Here is an 18,341-nt window from a genome sequence, read left to right on the forward strand (position 1 = left end):
CATGACCGGTTTTAACCGCTGAGGGGAAATACGATGGTCAGTTGAGTTCCCTTCTCAACCTCGCTGTCGACACGGATTTTACCCGTCATGTTTTTGATAATATTAAAAGAAACCATCGTACCGAGTCCTGTTCCCTTCTCCTTGTTCGAAAAGTACGGCGTTCCCAGCCGCTGAATCTGCTCGGGCGTCATGCCGTTTCCATGATCGACAATTTCCACAATTACGCTATTCCTGCGTCCTTTGGCCGTAAGAAACAGCTGCCCTCCGAGCTGCATTGCTTCAACGCCATTTTTGGCCAGATTGATCAGGCTCTGTCTGAACTTGGAGCGTTCTCCCATGATGTAAAGATCCTGTTCGACGTCAATGACGATTTCGACATTGTTCAACAAAGCGTAGGAGCTGAGTACATTTCCGATATAATCCAGCTCTTGTCCGACATCCAGCTTATCCAAATGTTCCGGGTGCGGTTTGGCGAGAGAAAGGTAATCGTTAATAATTTGCTGCGCGCGGTCCAGTTCATCCAGGCAGATCGAGCCGTATTGAAGCCTTTTGGCCGTGTTCAGTTCCGATTGGGTCAGCAGCTGGATAAATCCGCGTACCGATGTTAACGGATTCCTGATTTCATGGGCGACAGAAGCCGATATGACGCTGACAATTTTCATTTTCTCCGATTCGATCAATTCCCGCCGCAGCTCGTCACTTTTAATAATCGACTCCATGATATAAATCCCAAGCCCCATAAACAGAGCCTGGAACATATAGAAAATAGCCGCATCCAGCAAATAATATACATTGGGGTCGAATATTAGATTGCTCGTAATCCCGCTCATTTTGCATACAAACGAAATGCCGGCGGCAAAAACGATTTTATGAAACAAACGCAGCTGGACATATCGTTTGCCGAATAGAATCACAATAAATAAAGCCAGTGAAGTAGAAACCGCATTCAAGTAGGCACCATGCCCCGGAAGTAAAAACCGGACGGAAATCATGGTTACAAAAAGAAGCAGCGTCACCGTACGATTGCTGTAAAAGCAAGCTAATAAAAAAGGAATAAGCCGGAAATCAAACATTAAACCGTTTTGTACCGTTACATGAAATATCATGCAAAGCACGGAAGAGCCTGCGAATAAGAAATAAAATAAGCTGTTTTTCACAAACGCTTTTTGTTCCGAATGCCCCTGAACGATCCAGGGATAAAATATAAGCGGAAACATAATAAAAAATACGTTCAGCAGCAAGCCTTCTACCGTGTAATTGAACATGTAAAGGGCACCAACTTCGAATAAATTGCAGCACGAGGAGCCACCTCAGAAATAATCAGGATAGAATATCTAAGGCGTCCCGCTGTGCCGGGTTCTCCATCGCACTCTACTCTCTTAACGCATCTCTAAGCCGGCTGGACATATAAGCTGTGTCTTTGGTTTGCTGAGCGGCTCTAAGCTTTTTAAGATTTTCTTTCAGCTTGGCATTTTCCTCCTGCAGCCTGCGGAGCTCCTCCAGCCTTTGCGGCTCTTGTTCCCAAGCTTCGATGCATGCCAGCAGCTGCTGCAGCTCGTCGGATTTATCCTTAGAGCAGCCTTCACGAACGAACTCCCGTAAAAGCTCTGCTTGCTGCCGCATCTCTTGATTTGCACTCATACATTGCCTCCAAACGGGTATTTATTTGATCCTCTAGCACTTTCAAATGAGATATTCCCTCTTATAGGGATTCGGCGCGATCCGGCTTTCCCGTTGAAATACAATCCAATTCTGCCCCTATACATACCAGCTTACCTTAGTTTAAAAGCCCGTTATTCCTAAATTTGGAATCTCTGTCATTGCAATGGATTGAAGAAATTGCTATATTATGCTTCGGCAAAATAACTTCAACTTATAAGGTGACGAGATGACTAACTCCCAAGCTTTCTACGAAGAGCTAAAAATGAGATCCCAAAAGGAAGACCGAGCCAGATTGTTAATGCAGCAGCTCATTGCGGGCCAGGAAACCCAGCGCAGCAAGACATGGTGGCAAAAGCTGGCAGTCTTGAATAAAAGGAAAGCTAAGACAGATTCTAAGGAGTCCTCGCAAAGTTAAAGCAGGCATAGAGCCCTGTGTGCAATAACTTTATTAGCTGCTTTCCTGCAGCATCCTGGCAAACGTGTCAAGCGCGCGCGACCGCCATTTGCGGGGATGAACTACCATTTGAAGATGAAAGCTAAGCTCGGGATGAGAAAACGGAATGACCCCAAGACTCCCTTTGTTAAGTTCCTCCTCCACTGCAATCCGGGGCAGCAAAGCAATGCCTAAACCGTTCATTACGCAATGCTTAATGGCCTCAAGGCTGCCCAGCTCAAACCCGATCCGAAAGGCCACCCCTTGATCCTTCAACAGCTTCTCAAACGTGCTGCGGTATAAGCAGCTTCCTTCCGAAACGATAAACTCGCTATCATTCAAATCCTCTGGCCGGATTTCAGCCGCTTGAACAAGCCTGTGACCTGGCGGGGCAACCAGCACCAGGGGCTCTTCCCGGATGTAGGTGCAGGTTAATGCCGGGTCGGCGGGATTTCGCTCCAGCAGCAGACCCACGTCATAGGCCCCTTCCCTAACCTTCGCCAGAAGCACCGCCTCGCTTTCGGGATATAGTTGGATGCTCAATCCTTCCACCTTTTGCTTGAGCTGCTGAAGATACGGCGGCAAAAAATAAGCCGCAAGCGAATCGATAGTGCCGATCGTCAAACTCCCGCCTGCTTGTTGCGTTATCGTTTCCTTCGATTGCGCATACAGCTCCAGCATAGGGATAACGAGCTTCAAAAGCTCCTCGCCGGGCGGTGTAAGCCGCATGGTCCGGCCGAATCGTTCGAACAGCGGAACACCGTATTCCTTCTCCAGCTTCTGAATTTGCATGGTGATACTGGACTGCGCATATCCCAGCTCCTCTGCCGCCCGAGTATAGCTTTGTTTCCTTGCCACTTCCCGAAATGTATGAAAATAAGTTAAATCCATTCGATCGAGCCCCTATAATATCAAAATTATTGATGCTTCGTATCATTTATTATAGATAACTGTAATCATCATTTCTATGCTAAGGTGAAAATACAGATACCATCATCATAGCTTGGGAGGATGAACTAATATGTTAACCAAAGAGCAATTGTCCGGAATTTACGTCCCAGTCGTAACGCCATTTCAATCGAACGGCAGCTTGGATCTGGAATCGTTCTACAATCACGCGAACCGGCTGATCTCCGCAGGAATCCACGGCCTTGTGGTTCACGGGACGACCGGCGAATCGCCTACCGTTAGCCCCGAAGAGGTCGAGCTGCTGATGCGGACAGCCCGGACTGCCCTCTCCGGCAGGTCCGTGCCGCTTGTCTTGGGCACAGGAACCAACGATACGGCTGCAGCCGTCAGAAACACGGAACGGGCCGGGATCTTGGGCGCGGACGCCGTACTGGTTGTCGTTCCCTACTACAACCGCCCTTCGCAGCAAGGGATTATTGAGCATTTTCGCCGCATCGCCCAGGTCGGAATGCCTGTTATTATGTACGAAATTCCTTACCGCACCGGCGTCAAGCTGGAAACGGATACGGTGCATACGATTCTAGAAATGGATGGAATCATTGGTTTGAAGGACAGCTCAGGCAGCACACAGCTGTTAACAGAGCTGTCACAGAGGGGGTCGAAGCCCGTATTATGCGGTGAAGACGCGCTGATGTACGCTTCGTTAGCTTTGGGAGCAAGCGGCCTGATGACCGCTGCAGCCAATGTAAAAACGGACCGGTTCGTCCAGTTGTATCATGAAATGAAAAATGGAAATTTCCGTGAGGCCAAGATCATCTTCGACGATCTGTACCCGTTCATCCAGCTTTTGTTTGCAGAGCCGAATCCCGGCCCGTTGAAATGGATTTTGAAGGAACAGGGCGTCATTGCCTCAAGCGAGCTGAGGCTGCCTCTCGTCCAAATCTCAAGCTCCTTGCAGCAAAAGCTGAAAGATTATATTGAATAACTAAAGGAAACCGAGCGGCCTGCCCGAAAGAGGCGTTGACAGCCAGCGTGATACCTTCGGGCAGACTCTGCTCAACCCCCGTGTACGGCGGCAAAGTCCCAACACCATTTGGGCTTACCATACCGGTACATTGTCGAGTGTTCCAGGTGCTCCATATTCCATTGTTCAAAGAGACGGCGAATCTCTTCCTCGTCAAAAAAACGTTTGAATCTCCCCTCGAATTCGTAGAAATGAGGCTCGATCTCCCGTCCTTGACCCGCTCCGAACTCCTTATCCATCACCGAGTTGAGGCGGCAGAGCAGCGCCCCTCCCCGCTGCAGCACTCTTTGCAGCTCAAGAATAATCGCCGACGTATCGGCCCATGTGAAATAATGCAGGCTCAAGTCCGCAACGATGATCTTCGCGCTGCCGGTTTCAAACGGAAGACCCTCCAGCAAATTCAACTGCTGTAAGACCGCGCCCGGAGCCAGCCTCGCTGCCTGCTGCAAGGCCTCATCGGACAGATCGCAGGCAATCACCTTGTGGCCTCGTCCGATTAGATAAGCCGTGTCCACTCCGCTGCCGCAGCCCAAATCGACGATGGCCGTGTCCATCGATTGCTCAAGTATAGCGGCATATTTATCCAGCCATCGATCTTCCTGCGGATTCCCCTGCTCCTTATGCCGGTAAATTTCATTCCAATACTTGAGGTCAATGCGTTCATTCATCCGTTCGCTCCTATGCTTTCACCAAAAATAGCGTCAGCTCTTCCCTGTTATGGAATAACTGCTTTGCCTTTTGCAGCATCAGCTCGGGCTGTACATCCTCCAGCATTTCCCTCACGGTTTGGAACGGCTTCTTATGAAGCAGCTTGACCGTTATAACGGCTGTGCCTCCCGATTGCAAAGCATAGAGAAGCTCCTTGACCAAACGGGCCATTTGTCTCGGGCTCCAGCTCATATCGCAGACAAGCAGATCGAAGCTGTTCTCCGGAAACTTGACGTCCCCGGCATTCTTTTGAAGAAAAGTCAGCCGCGGATTGCGCAAAAGCTCCTTATCCAGCTTGGCCGGATCTACCGCCGTAACCCGGAGTCCGCGCTCCAGCAATAAAGAGGTCCAGCCCCCGGGCGCCGCACCGATATCGATTGCCGACCGGTATTGGCTGAAATCCAAGCCAAATACTCTTTCCGCTTCCAGCAGCTTGAATTTGGCGCGGGATACTTGGCCTTCTTCCTTCCGGAACCGGACCGCGCCGCCGGACCAGTCCGACAAATTGTGCTCAGGCCGTGAGAGCCCCAAGTACACCTCGGCTGCCGTAAGATAGACCGATACCGTCCATTTGGCATCCTTGACGACGGCAACCGTTCCGAACCGCTCGGCCAGCACCCGGTCGATAGCTTGCTTACAGCCTGCAGGTGACAGCTCAGAGCCGACCTGCTCGGTTTTGCGCACTTGAACCGCCGTAGCGGCTCCTTCTTCGAGCGACAGCACCTTCGTCGTCCTTACCAGCTCAACCAGCTCGTCCATCGAGCCGCCGTTCCATGTCTGCCTGGCGTCGACGGGCTGGATGTGCCGCAGAAACATCGGTTCCTGCTCCAGCAGCCTGCGCGTCGCTTCTTCCTTATCCACAGGCAGAGTGAAGATGAATATTTCGGCCGGGACGAGCATGCCGAATTTACAGCCTTGGCCGAACAGACGGCGGATTTCCTCTTGCGCGTGCTGTCCGTAACCGTGATTGGCCGTCCCTATAAATGTACTTTCCACTTCAGCTTGCATTCTTGTTGGTTGTTCCACTGTTACCGTTCCTTCCTTGTCTACAAAACCTTGATCCAAGGCCTATCTTGATACCATTCCAAAGCTACGGGAACCTGGAACGCTTTTAATAAATTAGCTTCCGTCAGCACGTCCGCCTTCGGACCCGAAGCGATCAGCTTTCCGTTATCTATAAGTGCAACATGAGTGAACATCGGCATAATTTCTTCAATATGGTGAGTGACATACAGCACCGTGATCTTGTCCTCGCTTAATTGGTTCACCGTCTCCAGCAATCGCTCGCGTTCGAACAGATCCAGGCCGGAGCATGGCTCGTCCATAATCAAAATTTGCGGGCTGGTCATTAAGGCGCGCGCCAGCATAATTTTTTTCCGTTCCCCTTGGGACAAAGTACCAAGCGGCTGATCCGCCAAATGCCGCAGCTTGATCTGGTCCAGCTTTTGCAGAGCTTTCTCTATTACCTCAGGGGCAATCTCCTCGTAAAAACGGAGAAATGCATATTCGCCCGTAGCCACAACTTCCCAAACCGGATCGCTCGGATTAAGCTTCTCATACAACGATTGACTGATATAGCCGACTTTCTTGCGCACTTCTCTTACGTCGCACTTTCCGTATGTATAACCGAGTACCTCAACCTGACCGCGGCTAGGAAATTGATACCCGTTGATCATTTCGAGGATCGTCGTTTTGCCTGAACCGTTCTTGCCAAGAATTACCCAGTGTTCCCCCGGGTTTACTTCAATATCAATATGAGATAAAATGTCCCGCTCTTCGCGGATAAAATCAACATTGCTTAATGATAAGACCTTCACTCTCAATCACAACCTATTCTTGTCCTTTTTTGGCAATCAGCTGAAGTCTTTCGTAAGGAACCGGGCCGTTAACAAGCTTCACCGCCTCCGGCTTGTTCGCATACAGCAGCTGATACATGCTCCATCTGCCGGTTATACTGGACGTGTGCAGGTACAGCTCCTTCGGGTACCGCTGAGAGGTAACGATATATCGCGCCACCTCCAAGCCCGTCGGCTGTCCCCACCCCAGATCATAGTCCAAAGTCAGCACTTCCACTTCGCACTCCTGCAGCAAAAGAAGGCATTCCTCCACATTCCTCGCCCATACGAAGCCTTCGGGGCAGGCCCGTAAATCATCAAGAAAGACATGAATCGCCGACATGGTTACCCCTCCCCGTGCGCTTTCGTTTCAATCTCCGGCAAGCTTGCGCACATAAGCTATCTCAGGGGCATGCGTCATGCCCTTGGGAACGGGGGTTTCGAGCACGACCGGCAGGTCCTGCGTTCGAGCCCACTGCAGTAACTCGCGGAACCTTGCTTCTCCAATATACCCTTGGCCGATATTTGCATGCCGGTCTTTATATTGGCCGCATGCGTAGACGGAATCGTTCAGGTGAACCGCCAGCAGATGTTCAAAATACCCGATGCTCTGCGCTTTTGCTGCAAGCTCCGGCCAGCCGCCCTGCGCCGCAGGCCAAAGCCCGCAGGCAAAAGCATGGCAGGTATCCAGGCAAAATCCGATATGGCTGCGGCGGTCGGACAGCTTGTGGATCTGCATGAGCTCTTCAAGCGTAGTCCCCATCAAAGAGCCTTCTCCCGCTTGGTTCTCAATCAGCAGCTTGGCTTCCCCCTGCCAATCCGAAAGAACTTCATGAAGACATTGTATAATATTTTTGTAGCCTTGTAACGTATCCCCGCCTTTATATTTGCCAAAATGCACGACGACCCCTACGGACCCGCATGCCTCCGCAATCGCAAGATCGTTTCGAAGCGACCGGACCGTGGCTTCCCTTAATGCGGCATCCTCAGATGCCAGGTTGGTCGGATAAGGCGAATGGGCAATCGAAGACAGCCCCTGCTCCCGGCAAAACCGCGCGCAAGCCTCCGCATCCTGACGGTTGAACTGCTTGATCCCGAGACTGCGCGGGTTTTTCGGAAAATATTGAAAAGCGGCCGCTCCCAGCTTCAGAGCGGTCTTCGCTGCTTCCAGATACCCGTTTCTTATGCTGATGTGGGAACCTGCACGCATCCTCGTTCACCTCCTGCAGACTAATGCTGGCAATGAAGACAGCAAAACGATTTCTTGGAGGAGACATCCCGCCGCACGATAGGCCGGCCGCAGCGCAGACATGGCTCCCCTTCCCGGTCATAGACCTGACAGCGGCTGTCATAGCCCCCCGTCAAGCTGTCCCCCGCAAACAAAGGCATATCCATGTAACCGCCGTATCGGGTTGCCTCGGAAAGCACACTGCGCATGGAATGGAACAGCCGCTCCAGCTCTTCCCCACTCAAGTCCGTACAGCGTCTTTCCGGCAGCAGTCCGGCATCGAAGCAAATTTCATCGGAATAGCAGTTGCCGATGCCTGCCATGATATGCTGATCAACCCACGTCGCTTTCAGCGTTCCCTTTTGCTTTTGAAGCAGCTCGGCAAAATGAGCCAAAGTAAAGCCCGGCTCCATCGGCTCCGGCGCCAGCTTCTCCAGCGCCTCACGGACGGACTCCGGATTCTCGTAGAAATGAAGATATCCGAGCCTGAGTCCGATACAGTATAAGTGCATGCCGCCAAAGCTCAGCGTAACCTGCACTGTCCGATCCGGCTTTTGCCCGGCTGTGCCGTAATATAAAATGCCGCCCAGCATTAAATGAAGCAGAAGCACATTCGATCCGGACAGATGGAAGAGCAGATGCTTTCCCCTTCTTTCCAAATATCGCACCGATTGCCCGGTTAAAGCCTGTTGAAAGCGTTCCACCGGAATATTGATCGATTTTTCCCGCGTCACCTCGACTCCCGTTAGCGTATGCCCGCTTAACCGGGGACCGAGCAGCAGCTTGTAATTTTCCATTTCCGGCAATTCCGGCATATCGCATTCCGCCTTTACTGGATAAAAATCAAGAGACACCGCCACGCTTCACTTTTCATGCTTTTCGCCTAAGCTCTTCCATAAAAAGTAAATCGGTCTTGTCTCTCTGTATTTCCATCTCGGCAAGGTTTTATGCCCTGCCGTTCCTTTAGAACAAGCTGTCCATCCGGTATTCTGCTTTCTCTTTGTGCCTTTTACCGGAGCTTTGGCCCTGAGGGGAGACTTGCTGCCGTGCTTTTGCTGTCTTCGGCTTGAGCTGGCTTCGCTCGACCTTGCCCCGCAGCCGGATGAGCCGTTTCTGTATCGCAGCGACGATATCCTCCTGCTCCCGCTCCTCTTCCGAGCCTCCGCGCCGGGAGCGTCCCGTCTTGCCGCCGCTGCGCTCCGGACGCAGCAGCGACTGCCGCTGCCAAGCCTTCTCCATCGCCTGCTCCGCATAGTGCAGAGCCAGCTCGAGGCGCTTTTCTCTATGCTCGTAATACATAGCGAGCTCCAGATATGGCTCCAAAGAAGCCAGGCTTCCGCCTCCTCTGCGCTCTAAGTAGAGATTCCACAAGCGAGCCGCTTCATCGTAGCGGTGCTGCTGCTTATGCCACTGCGCTGCGGGAAGGACATAGTCGATTGCCGCTTCCAGCTCTTCCTCGGCGTCAAACAGCCGGGAGATCAGCTTCTCCAGCACCTGCTCCGCAAACGAAGAGACGCCTACCTTGCTCAGCCATAGGCCCAGACGGTACTGCTCCTCCAGCTCCATCTCCGCAAGCCGGAAATTGCCGCTTAACACATGGGAGAAATGAACCGCAAGGCCTGCCAGCGACAGCAAATCCAGCTCGTTATGCTCAAACACGCCGCCCAGCAGCATAACGTTCCGCTCCGCCAAATATTGAAAATATAATGTCGGAGCCAGGGAGCCCGGAACGTCGTCGAGACGGTTGACATGCAGCCGCGCCTCCTCTACTTTTCCCAGCCTGCAGGAAGGCAGCGTATGCTTCCACAGGCTGCGCGAGGGGTACAGAAAATCCAGATGGCCCGCAATATCCGGCTCCGCTGGCATCCGGTTCAATACATATCTGTTTTTGATCAGCGGCCAGTCGAACGTCTTGCCATTATAGGATACGAGATAAGGGTGCTTGCGCAGCTTGCCCTCCAAATAATGCAGCATAGCCAGCTCTTCCCCGGGGTGGCGGATCAGCATTTGCTCGACGGTGAAGCGCCGCTCTTCATAGAACGCGATGCCGATCATGAAGGGCACATTCCCCGCGCCGACGCCGAGCCCCGTCGTTTCCGTGTCCAGAAACAGCAGCTGCTCGTGCGGCAGCCCTTCCAGCGCCGCTTCGACGTCTCCCGGCAGCAGGATGGACATCAGCTTGTCGGATTGCCCCCACAGCTCGTTGAGCGCATACCGGCCGTGCATAAAGGATGGCTCGTAGAATCGGCGCCGGAGCACGAAGCTCCCCCATTCGGTGTGCTCCAGGTGCCCGCCGAGAGGCGCCCACTCGCAGGACTCGGGGTCCTGTCCGGCGGACGCTGCTTCGCTGCCGGAGACGGCTGCAGCAGGGTCGTGCTGCGCTTGCATGCCTCCGGCCGCAGACTCAGCCTCACCGGCTGGGGGCCCGGCGGCAAGCTCTGCCGTATCTGCAGCCTCCGGAGGCTGCGGCGCGGGAGCTGACGGTTTCTTATGGCGCAGCAGCCGTTCGCGCAGCCCGCTCATAATTGCCCCAGCAATTCTACGCTAAGCTGCTTCGCGTGAAGCCCTTCGATTTCCGTGCCGATGCACGAAGGGCAGCCGTCTTCGCACGGACAACGCCGAATCAGGCTTCTGGCCGCCGCCTTGATTTCATCAAAGCGCTTATACACATCCTCGGCCAACCCGATCCCGCCGGGATAATGGTCGTAGATGAAAATGGTGGGCAGCTGCGTATGCTCGGCCCGGATTTGAGAGACGACATGAATATCGCTGCGGTCGCACATCACATGAATGGGAACGATATGCCTCAGCACATTGGATATACCGAGCAGCAGCTGCTCAAGCGTCTTGGTTCCTAACGCCGGGTCCGGTTCTTTTAATTCAATCCAGGTCGCACTGGTATGCAGCTCTTCTTCGGGAAGGCTGATAGGCCCGTACCCGATATTTTCAAAGGTCGTCAAACGAATTTTCTTAAAAAGCGTAGGCATGGCGTTGACGACGACATCGCCATAATTTCTCGACGTCGTCTGCCTGTTCTCGGTGCGGTCGATTTCGAGCACCTTTAATTTGACAGCCAGATTGGCATCCGTATAATACTCTACGTTCACCTCGCGAACGTACGCCTTTTATGGTCCCAATCCAGCTTTTCCACCTGGTACTGTACTCCCTCATGCAGGTAGATCGCTTCGTCATGCAGCAGCGTCATCGCGCTGAAACGGTCCATTTCTCCGATGATCCTCACGTTTGCGATATCCGTCTGGTTCACGATGACGACATTTTCCTGAGCGGCGGAGCGCAGACTGACCTCGCTTGCAGGGAAGGACTGGCTTGCCCAGTAGAACGTATCGGCGGCGCGGTGCAGCACGCGTTCCTCTACCAGATATTCCAGCAGTTCTTCAATCTCCAGCGGGCCGAACTCTTCGCCTCTCTTGAAGGGCAGCTCATATGACGCGCACCTCAAATGATCGACCAGGATAATGAGATTTTCCGGATTGATTCTCGCGGACTCCGGAGACCGGTCGAAGAAATAGTCGGGATTCTGCACGACATACTGATCGATCGGCGTATTGCTCGCGACCATCAAGACGAGAGCTTCCCCGTGCCTTCTCCCGGCCCGGCCCGCCTGCTGCCATGTACTCGCCACGCTGCCCGGATAGCCGCTCATGATGCAGACCTGCAGCTGACCTATATCCACGCCAAGCTCCAATGCGTTCGTGCTGACAACGCCTAGAATATCCCCGTTTCTTAAGCCTCTTTCAATCTCTCTGCGCTGCTGCGGCAAATAACCGCCCCGATAGCCTCTTATCGACTTGGCTCCCAGGTCGTTCTTCACCAGCTCCTGCAGATGGCTCAAAATGATTTCCACCCGGACCCGGCTTCTTGCAAAAACAATCGTCTGCACTTTGTTCGATAAAAATTCCTTCGCCAAACGGTTTACTTCTACCGTGGAGCTTTTCCGTATATTTAACGCCTGATTCACGACCGGCGGATTATAAAACACGAAGTGCTTCCTTCCGCGCGGTGCGCCGTTATCGTCGATAAGCCTCATCGGCTTCCCTGTCAGCTGCTCGGCTAACTCTCTAGGGTTCGCGATCGTCGCAGACGTACAGATAAACAGCGGCTGGCTCCCGTAAAATTGGCAGATTCGTTTCAGCCTGCGGATGACGTTGGCTACATGACTGCCGAAGACGCCTCTGTAAGTGTGCAGCTCATCTATGACGATATATTTTAAGTTGCTGAATAAGCTGACCCATTTCGTATGGTGAGGAAGGATCGCCGCATGCAGCATGTCCGGATTCGTAATAACGATATGCCCCACCGTTCTCACCAGCTGCCTGATCGCAGGGGAGGTGTCTCCATCGTATGTAAAGCTTTTGATATCGATCCCCATTTCGGCGATGATTTCGTTAAGCTCGCTTTTCTGATCCTGGGCCAGCGCTTTGGTCGGAAATAAATACAGCGCGCGGCTGCCGTCGTCCTCGGCAATGGACTGCAGCACGGGCAGGTTGTAGCACAGCGTCTTGCCCGATGCCGTAGGGGTGACCGCTACGATATTTTCTTGCTTGCGTACGGTTTCGTAAGCTGTATGCTGGTGCGTATATAAATGTTCGATTCCCCGTTTGGCCAGGGCCGCCTTGATGCGGGGATCTACGCTTTCGGGCATGGGTCTTGTCTTGGCTTCCTGAGGCTCAACCTCATGCCAATTCACTATATTTTCATTTCCTTTTAAATCATGTATTAGATCAGAAAGTGATTTTTTTAAAATCATCCTTTCACCACTCCCTTGCAGAACGACTGTTCCCCTATTATAAACGTCCGGTTCCAAAATAAAAAAGCCCCAAAATCAGAGTTCCGCCCTGAGAGCTCTGCGGCGCATACGGGACAACCGCTGCCTTCCCTCCGCTTCGCATGCTTTGCGGTGATTTATCCATAACAAATGTGTTATGATAGCTTATATTCAAATATTCAGATATTAGGGGAGAACCTTATGAATCAGGAAGTGCAGCAGTTCAAGGCCGACTTTTTCAAAGCGTTGGCGCATCCGTTAAGAATTCGGATTCTTGAAATATTATCGGAAGGCGATAAGAACGTCAATGAAATACAAACCATTCTGAACAGCGAAGGCTCAGCCGTTTCACAGCAGCTGGCCGTGCTAAGAAATAAAAATGTGGTCGTCGGCACGAAAGACGGAACCTCCGTCATTTATTCGCTCCGCGACCCTCTGATAAAAGATTTGCTGAAGGTGGCCAAGCAAATTTTCGATAACCATCTCATTAATGCGATCTCTTTGCTGGAAAACATTAAAAATCAATAAAAACGCTTAAAAAAAGGGTAAATCGGAGACCATGCCTCCATTTGCCCTTTTTCTTTTATCCTCACTTGCTTTATCTTCCATAATCCAAATTGACACTAACCTTGTTCGGCTATATGATTTTATATATTCAAATATTCAAATATTAAAAACTATGGTGGGATTGTTCAATGAAATTTAGCGGCCGGTTTCAGGGGTATCATGCAAAATCGTTTCAGAAGGATCTCGTATCGGGCCTGATTGTCGGGATCGTCGCCATTCCTTTAGGCATGGCGTTTGCTATCGCCTCCGGTGTGAAGCCTGAGTACGGATTGTTCAGCACCATCATCGCCGGAATTCTGATCTCGCTGTTCGGCGGCTCGACCTTTCAGATCGGCGGTCCCACGGGAGCGTTTATTCCGGTTCTGTTTGCCATTGTAATGCAGTACGGATATGAAAATTTGCTGATCGCAGGCTTCATGGCCGGCGTTATTTTGCTGTGCATGGGGATATTCAAGCTTGGAAAGCTGATTCAATTTATTCCCCGCTCCGTGACAATAGGCTTTACCGCCGGCATCGCCGTCACAATCTTCACAGGCCAAATCGCCAATTTTCTCGGACTGCGGAACCTAAAGCAGCACGAAGCGTTCCTCGACAACATGAAGGAGCTGGGAATGCACCTGGGCACCATCAATGCGTACAGCGTCTTGACCGCCGGCATCTGCCTCGTGATTCTTCTAATGACGCCAAGGTGGTTCCCCAAAATTCCCGGCTCGTTGATCGGCATTCTCGTTTCAACGGTTATCGCCGCCTGGTGCTTCCCTGACCGGATTGCCACTATCGGCTCCACCTACGGCGCGATTCCGAACAGCCTTCCGAGCGTGCACTGGCCTTCGCTGACTTGGGAAAACATCCAGCATCTGATTAAGCCGGCCTTTGTCATTGCGATGCTCGGAGGCATCGAATCCCTGCTCTCCGCCGTAGTGGCCGACGGCATGTCGGGCACGCGCCATAACAGCAACCGGGAGCTGATCGGCCAAGGCATCGCCAATATGGTGACCCCGCTGTTCGGAGGCATTCCGGCCACCGGCGCGATTGCGAGAACAGCGACGAATATTCGAAGCGGCGCGGCTTCTCCGCTGTCCGGAGTCATTCACGGCGTTGTCGTGCTGCTGATCCTGTTTCTTTTTGCCCCTTACGCCTCTTCTATCCCCTTGGCGAGCATGGCCCCTATCCTCATGGTCGTAGCCTGGAATATGAGCGAGCGCAGAGCCTTTATGCACCTGTTGAAAGCCAAAAGCGCGGAATCGCTGGTGCTGGTTATTACCTTTGTTCTTACCGTTCTGACGGACCTGACCACGGCGGTCGAGACCGGCCTGATATTGTCCGGCATTATTTTTGTGAAGCATATGAGCGAACGGTTTATTACCGTTAAAGTTTTGCCGGATTCCTCCGACAAGCAGATCCATGTTTCGGTCTGTCCGGTGCATGAAGAGCACGTGCATCCGCAGATCAGCATGTTCAACGTCGAAGGGGCTTTGTTCTTCGGCGCGGCGAACCTGTTTGAGAAAAGCATCCTGGAGGCCGCTCATTCCAAGCCGCAAATTATCATTCTGAAAATGGACAGCGTGCCCTATATGGATTCGACGGGCCAATCCAGCCTGGAGAGCATCGTAAAGCATTTTAAAAAGCATGAGAGCATCGTATTGTTCTCCGAGCTTCAAGAACAGCCGCTCCAAATGCTTCAAAAGGCCGGCTTGCATGAAGCCATCGGCAAAGGGCATTTCTTCGAGCATACGAAGCAGGCGGTTCACTTCGCTTTAAGCAAGCTGCATGCGGTTCCGTGCCCTGTCTGCGGTCATAACGGCCATACGGAAATGCATCAGACGGCAGAAGCGGTTTCCAAAATCGAATCCGGCTCCGCAAGCTTGAAAGGAACCCCGGTTTAAATTCGCGGCACGGCAGCCGTCACCAGGCAAACCTAAAAGCCCTGCTTTCCATTGGAAAGAGGGCTTAATCTTTATTGTTCAGGTATGCTACAGCAAATCGGAGGAATCATCGTAATCGTATCTTAATCCGTCATGCGTTTCCCTCTGCTGGCCGGAACCGAACAGCATCGCTTTCTCCGCATTATTCTGCAGCTTGCTCAGCACCTCACGGAATTGATTCAGCTTCGACTGCTTGGATTCCGTGCTCATGGCTATCCGTAAAGCCTGTTCGATAACGACCACATCATGACTCGTAAAATCCATGCTCATCCCTCCTGAGCGACTTTTTTTCTACCTAACTATTCTCTCCCAAAAACTAAGATTTCATTCCATGGACTGGTTACACACACACGAATGTAATGAGAAAACGAGGCCCGGCGAGCCTCGTTTCCTTTTAAACAAACGGCAGGTCCCATACTTTCTTCCGCCAGCCCAACGAAGCGCGGACCACCTTCAGATCACGGTCCAGTTCCACATCAACTCCGAACGGAAGCCGGTGCCTATACCAGAAGCGGACGTCTCTCCATTCCACGACGTAGCCGTCCTGGCGCTCCAAGCTTCGGACATATACCCTCTGGGCAAAATGCAGGAACACCTGGACTCCGTCCACCGTCTTCGTCGCCTCCACCACCGAGGGATTCGCCTCTTTGGTATATGTATCCTCTACATAAACCTTGCCGCCGCGAAGCATTCCCGTATAAAAAGCCGGACCGGTCTCGACGACAAACTGCCATTGAAACCAGTGGAAACCCGGCAGCACGTGACACACGCCATCCTGCCCCAGCTCCCGTCTTACCCGTCTCACTGCCCGGCTGTGCATCCAGGCTCTGAAGCCAATATAGACGAAGGTTATCGCATAAATTGAAGCAAATAGCCGGCCCGGATCAAGCTCCGTCAAGCTCCAGATTCCAATACCGAGAGCATGCAAGCCAAATAAAAATGGTTCAAACAAAGCAAGCACATCCAAATGCTGCCACTTGGAAGAGAACGGACGAAAGCATTGCACCCCGTAAACGTTGCACCAATCCAGAAAAACATGCAGCATGACTGCGAGCATACACCAAATCCACACATGCATAAAGTAAGGACCTGCGTTAAAAATCACCGCGGCAGGCCATGAAATGACCGGCGGCCATAGGAAGAGCGCAGGGATCGAGTGGGTAAACCCGCGATGGAGCCGAATATAAGCGGTATACCCTCTCAATCGGGCAAGCGCATCCAAATCGGGCGCATGCGATCCGATGACCGTCGCCGCAAGCACGGCGTAAAACAGCTCAGGATGACCATTTACCGCAGGATCGAGCATTGCCGCTCCCGCCAATGTAGCGCCAAACAACAAATGACTCCCTGTATCCAACAGCAACCTCTCCCTTTTCCCCTTCTCGGTGTGATTCGCTGTCCGCTGCTCCGGCAAAAGCTTCATGCGCTGTGGGATGTCGGTGTATCCGTATCGGCTTCCTGGTGTAAGGCTTCCTTCTCCTCCCAGCGTTCATCCATATTAAACCAATAGAACCACTGCTCCGGGCAGGAGCGGATCACTCGTTCCATGAAACGGTTCAACAGAAGTGTCGCCTCTCCCCGCTGCTTGCGTTCATAGCCGGCGTACAGATGCAAAGGAGGCTCGAAGGTCAAACAATGTACAAATCCATGCTCCCGGCGTCCATAAAAAGGGATGACCGGCACATGCTGCTCAATCGATAAAGAAGCGGCGCCATCCGGCGTTCGCGTTCTTTTGCCGAACATGCGGGACAGAGGAAAGGACGGCCGCCAAAAGTCGCCGAGAAGAAAGACGACTCCATTGCCCGCCAAATGCTTCTTTAACCGGCGCATCAGCTCGAGCGGAGGCGTGCTGTCATAATCCAGCCCCGGGCAGCCCAGCCCCTCGAAAATGCCGTACAGCGGCCGCAGCTCCGCACTCCCGCCCGTAGCCACGGTCAAGCAAGGGTACTTTTGACACAAATACCAGTAATAATAAAAGAAATTGCCTGCATGAGGAGCGTACGCTATCGCGCCGCGCCCTAATTGCAGCGCTTCCTGAAGCTTCTCCTCGCCTTCCACCCGAAAACGCCAAGCCTCGCTTTGGGGCAGCCGGCCCGATTCCAGCACGATCTCATAGAGCGTAATCGCCAGATTCTGAAAATAGTTCCATTGATACCAAAGCGCCCTGCCCTGCTGACGTCCGAGACCTAACGCCTCGCTGACATTGCCCAGAATCCGTTTCCTGAGCTTTGACCCTGCGGCGATGTACAGCATTACCCCAACGCCCCTGCATATCAGCAGCATCAGCCATCGAGGAAGCCGGCCGCACCAGCGTGAAATCGCATCCAACCGTTTGCGGTTCCCAGTCAAGCTGCCAATCCATTCATACACCGCTAACGTCCCCCTTGTCTTCTGCTTCCTGCCTGCGCTCTATCCCTGTTGATTCAAAAAGTGCTTTTTGTATCTCCGGGTGACCCGATCCCTCTCCAGCACGATGAAGAAATCGACCGTATCAAACAGCGCGTCATAAGCCGGAGCTCCCCCAATTTCGGCCCCCAGCCATTGATACCCCTTCATCAACGGCGGAAGCTTCCGAAAGATCTCCTTCTCATCCAGCTCCTGCTCGATCAGACGCAAACCCTCGATCCGGTGCGTTTCCAGCGGCTCGATTCCGTAACGATCCGTGATAACCTTCTTCATGCGAAGCAGGCTGTAAATCCGGTTCAATTCGGTCAACGAATGGAAATGGACGCTGGCGCAGCCGATTAAATAGGAATAGTTCCGCTCCGTAATGTACGCGGCAATCCCCTCCCACAGCAGCTGAATCGCTCTTCCTCCGCGATAAGCGGGATCGATGCAGCTTCTTCCCAATTCAAGCGACTGCAGTTTGCGCTCTTGATAGGCAGCGAGCTCGAACTCCGTTTCCGAGTAAAATCCGATACCTTGCAGAGCTCTGTCTCCTGGGAGAAGACGGTAGGTGCCAACGACCCGGTCCTGCTCCATATCCTTTACGATCAGATGATCGCAAAACTCATCGTACGCATCCTGCTCCAATCCGGATTCATTCAGCATCCGCATATTTTTCTCTTCTTCCACAAACACCCGATACCTTAAACGCATTGCCTGCTCAATGTCTTCCGTACGCGAAGCCAGCATAACGGATAAATGGGACTGCTGTGATGTAACCTTCACCTGCGCTGCAGTTGGATTCATCGTCAACACGCCTTTCTCAGGTAAAATATGGAGGTGCGCTTTACCTTGTTAAGCGTAACAGACGATTATTCG

General features: G+C 52.5%; 17 protein-coding genes and 1 pseudogene. 3 read left to right on the top strand and 15 right to left on the bottom strand.

Translation table 11 applies throughout. The features are described 5' to 3' along the window. Positions 1 to 11 precede the first annotated feature (11 nt). From ACHHV8_RS19110 to ACHHV8_RS19120, 3 genes are all read right to left on the bottom strand, one after another. A complete protein-coding gene (locus tag ACHHV8_RS19110; protein WP_395160626.1) occupies positions 12 to 1,265 on the bottom strand; it encodes an ATP-binding protein in 1,254 nt (417 codons plus the stop codon). Positions 1,266 to 1,371: 106 nt separating this feature from the next. Further along, complete coding sequence (locus ACHHV8_RS19115) at positions 1,372 to 1,641, bottom strand: hypothetical protein (RefSeq protein WP_395160628.1); 270 nt, start codon at positions 1,639 to 1,641, stop codon at positions 1,372 to 1,374. A gap of 469 nt (positions 1,642 to 2,110) precedes the next feature. Then, positions 2,111 to 2,986, bottom strand: coding sequence for a LysR family transcriptional regulator (locus tag ACHHV8_RS19120; RefSeq protein ID WP_395160630.1), 876 nt, complete (start codon positions 2,984 to 2,986; stop codon positions 2,111 to 2,113). A 130-nt stretch (positions 2,987 to 3,116) separates the two neighbouring features. Here ACHHV8_RS19120 and dapA point away from each other — a divergent pair, with 130 nt between their 5' ends. Next, a complete protein-coding gene (dapA, locus tag ACHHV8_RS19125) occupies positions 3,117 to 3,989 on the top strand; it encodes a 4-hydroxy-tetrahydrodipicolinate synthase (protein WP_395160632.1) in 873 nt (290 codons plus the stop codon). A gap of 71 nt (positions 3,990 to 4,060) precedes the next feature. On the opposite strand, the gene ACHHV8_RS19130 is transcribed toward dapA, so the two are convergent. From ACHHV8_RS19130 to ACHHV8_RS19165, 8 genes and pseudogenes are all read right to left on the bottom strand, one after another. Then, positions 4,061 to 4,696, bottom strand: a complete 636-nt coding sequence (locus ACHHV8_RS19130; protein WP_395160634.1) for a class I SAM-dependent methyltransferase — start codon at positions 4,694 to 4,696, stop codon at positions 4,061 to 4,063. Positions 4,697 to 4,706: 10 nt separating this feature from the next. Further along, the gene (locus ACHHV8_RS19135; RefSeq protein ID WP_395163559.1) at positions 4,707 to 5,744 is read right to left on the bottom strand and encodes an SAM-dependent methyltransferase; all 1,038 of its coding nucleotides are present in this window, start codon (positions 5,742 to 5,744) and stop codon (positions 4,707 to 4,709) included. A 38-nt stretch (positions 5,745 to 5,782) separates the two neighbouring features. Then, the gene (locus ACHHV8_RS19140; protein WP_395160636.1) at positions 5,783 to 6,553 is read right to left on the bottom strand and encodes an ABC transporter ATP-binding protein; all 771 of its coding nucleotides are present in this window, start codon (positions 6,551 to 6,553) and stop codon (positions 5,783 to 5,785) included. 13 nt (positions 6,554 to 6,566) lie between these two features. Continuing rightward, positions 6,567 to 6,914, bottom strand: a complete 348-nt coding sequence (locus ACHHV8_RS19145) for a cyclic-phosphate processing receiver domain-containing protein (RefSeq protein WP_395160638.1) — start codon at positions 6,912 to 6,914, stop codon at positions 6,567 to 6,569. A 27-nt stretch (positions 6,915 to 6,941) separates the two neighbouring features. Continuing rightward, positions 6,942 to 7,781, bottom strand: coding sequence for a deoxyribonuclease IV (locus tag ACHHV8_RS19150; RefSeq protein WP_395160640.1), 840 nt, complete (start codon positions 7,779 to 7,781; stop codon positions 6,942 to 6,944). A 20-nt stretch (positions 7,782 to 7,801) separates the two neighbouring features. Beyond that, positions 7,802 to 8,614, bottom strand: a complete 813-nt coding sequence (locus ACHHV8_RS19155) for an Fpg/Nei family DNA glycosylase (RefSeq protein ID WP_395160642.1) — start codon at positions 8,612 to 8,614, stop codon at positions 7,802 to 7,804. A 148-nt stretch (positions 8,615 to 8,762) separates the two neighbouring features. Next, positions 8,763 to 10,322 (bottom strand): ribonuclease H-like domain-containing protein, encoded by a 1,560-nt coding sequence (locus tag ACHHV8_RS19160; RefSeq protein ID WP_395160644.1) that lies wholly within the window; start codon positions 10,320 to 10,322, stop codon positions 8,763 to 8,765. Further along, positions 10,319 to 12,564 (bottom strand): annotated as a pseudogene (locus tag ACHHV8_RS19165) (DEAD/DEAH box helicase). The gene ACHHV8_RS19160 and the pseudogene ACHHV8_RS19165 overlap by 4 nt, the downstream one beginning before the upstream one ends. Positions 12,565 to 12,786: 222 nt before the next feature. Here ACHHV8_RS19165 and ACHHV8_RS19170 point away from each other — a divergent pair. Next, positions 12,787 to 13,113, top strand: a complete 327-nt coding sequence (locus ACHHV8_RS19170; RefSeq protein WP_395160646.1) for an ArsR/SmtB family transcription factor — start codon at positions 12,787 to 12,789, stop codon at positions 13,111 to 13,113. A gap of 167 nt (positions 13,114 to 13,280) precedes the next feature. After that, positions 13,281 to 15,038, top strand: a complete 1,758-nt coding sequence (locus tag ACHHV8_RS19175; RefSeq protein ID WP_395160648.1) for a SulP family inorganic anion transporter — start codon at positions 13,281 to 13,283, stop codon at positions 15,036 to 15,038. A gap of 87 nt (positions 15,039 to 15,125) precedes the next feature. On the opposite strand, the gene ACHHV8_RS19180 is transcribed toward ACHHV8_RS19175, so the two are convergent. The 4 genes from ACHHV8_RS19180 to ACHHV8_RS19195 all read right to left on the bottom strand — a co-directional run bounded on the left by ACHHV8_RS19180 (position 15,126) and on the right by ACHHV8_RS19195 (position 18,269). Continuing rightward, entirely contained in the window at positions 15,126 to 15,341 is a 216-nt protein-coding gene (locus ACHHV8_RS19180; protein ID WP_395160650.1) for a hypothetical protein, read from the bottom strand. 130 nt (positions 15,342 to 15,471) lie between these two features. Beyond that, a complete protein-coding gene (locus ACHHV8_RS19185) occupies positions 15,472 to 16,434 on the bottom strand; it encodes a metal-dependent hydrolase (protein ID WP_395160652.1) in 963 nt (320 codons plus the stop codon). A gap of 62 nt (positions 16,435 to 16,496) precedes the next feature. After that, on the bottom strand, positions 16,497 to 17,447 hold the full coding sequence (locus tag ACHHV8_RS19190) for a lysophospholipid acyltransferase family protein (RefSeq protein WP_395160654.1): 951 nt from the start codon (positions 17,445 to 17,447) through the stop codon (positions 16,497 to 16,499). A 39-nt stretch (positions 17,448 to 17,486) separates the two neighbouring features. Next, positions 17,487 to 18,269: a GNAT family N-acetyltransferase gene (locus tag ACHHV8_RS19195; RefSeq protein ID WP_395160656.1), complete on the bottom strand. Its 783-nt coding sequence runs from the start codon at positions 18,267 to 18,269 to the stop codon at positions 17,487 to 17,489. Positions 18,270 to 18,341 lie beyond the last annotated feature (72 nt).

The organism is Paenibacillus sp. TAB_01 (genome assembly GCF_043945595.1).
Taxonomy (GTDB): Bacteria; Bacillota; Bacilli; order Paenibacillales; family NBRC-103111; genus Paenibacillus_S.

Coding starts and splice junctions, on each gene's coding strand:
- ACHHV8_RS19155 (WP_395160642.1), bottom strand. CDS start 8,614: ATGCCGGAATTGCCGGAAATGGAAAATTACAAGCTGCTGCTCGGTCCC.
- ACHHV8_RS19170 (WP_395160646.1), top strand. CDS start 12,787: ATGAATCAGGAAGTGCAGCAGTTCAAGGCCGACTTTTTCAAAGCGTTG.
- ACHHV8_RS19160 (WP_395160644.1), bottom strand. CDS start 10,322: ATGAGCGGGCTGCGCGAACGGCTGCTGCGCCATAAGAAACCGTCAGCT.
- ACHHV8_RS19150 (WP_395160640.1), bottom strand. CDS start 7,781: ATGCGTGCAGGTTCCCACATCAGCATAAGAAACGGGTATCTGGAAGCA.
- ACHHV8_RS19110 (WP_395160626.1), bottom strand. CDS start 1,265: ATGTTCAATTACACGGTAGAAGGCTTGCTGCTGAACGTATTTTTTATT.
- dapA (WP_395160632.1), top strand. CDS start 3,117: ATGTTAACCAAAGAGCAATTGTCCGGAATTTACGTCCCAGTCGTAACG.
- ACHHV8_RS19145 (WP_395160638.1), bottom strand. CDS start 6,914: ATGTCGGCGATTCATGTCTTTCTTGATGATTTACGGGCCTGCCCCGAA.
- ACHHV8_RS19115 (WP_395160628.1), bottom strand. CDS start 1,641: ATGAGTGCAAATCAAGAGATGCGGCAGCAAGCAGAGCTTTTACGGGAG.
- ACHHV8_RS19175 (WP_395160648.1), top strand. CDS start 13,281: ATGAAATTTAGCGGCCGGTTTCAGGGGTATCATGCAAAATCGTTTCAG.
- ACHHV8_RS19135 (WP_395163559.1), bottom strand. CDS start 5,744: ATGCAAGCTGAAGTGGAAAGTACATTTATAGGGACGGCCAATCACGGT.
- ACHHV8_RS19120 (WP_395160630.1), bottom strand. CDS start 2,986: ATGGATTTAACTTATTTTCATACATTTCGGGAAGTGGCAAGGAAACAA.
- ACHHV8_RS19180 (WP_395160650.1), bottom strand. CDS start 15,341: ATGGATTTTACGAGTCATGATGTGGTCGTTATCGAACAGGCTTTACGG.
- ACHHV8_RS19195 (WP_395160656.1), bottom strand. CDS start 18,269: ATGAATCCAACTGCAGCGCAGGTGAAGGTTACATCACAGCAGTCCCAT.
- ACHHV8_RS19130 (WP_395160634.1), bottom strand. CDS start 4,696: ATGAATGAACGCATTGACCTCAAGTATTGGAATGAAATTTACCGGCAT.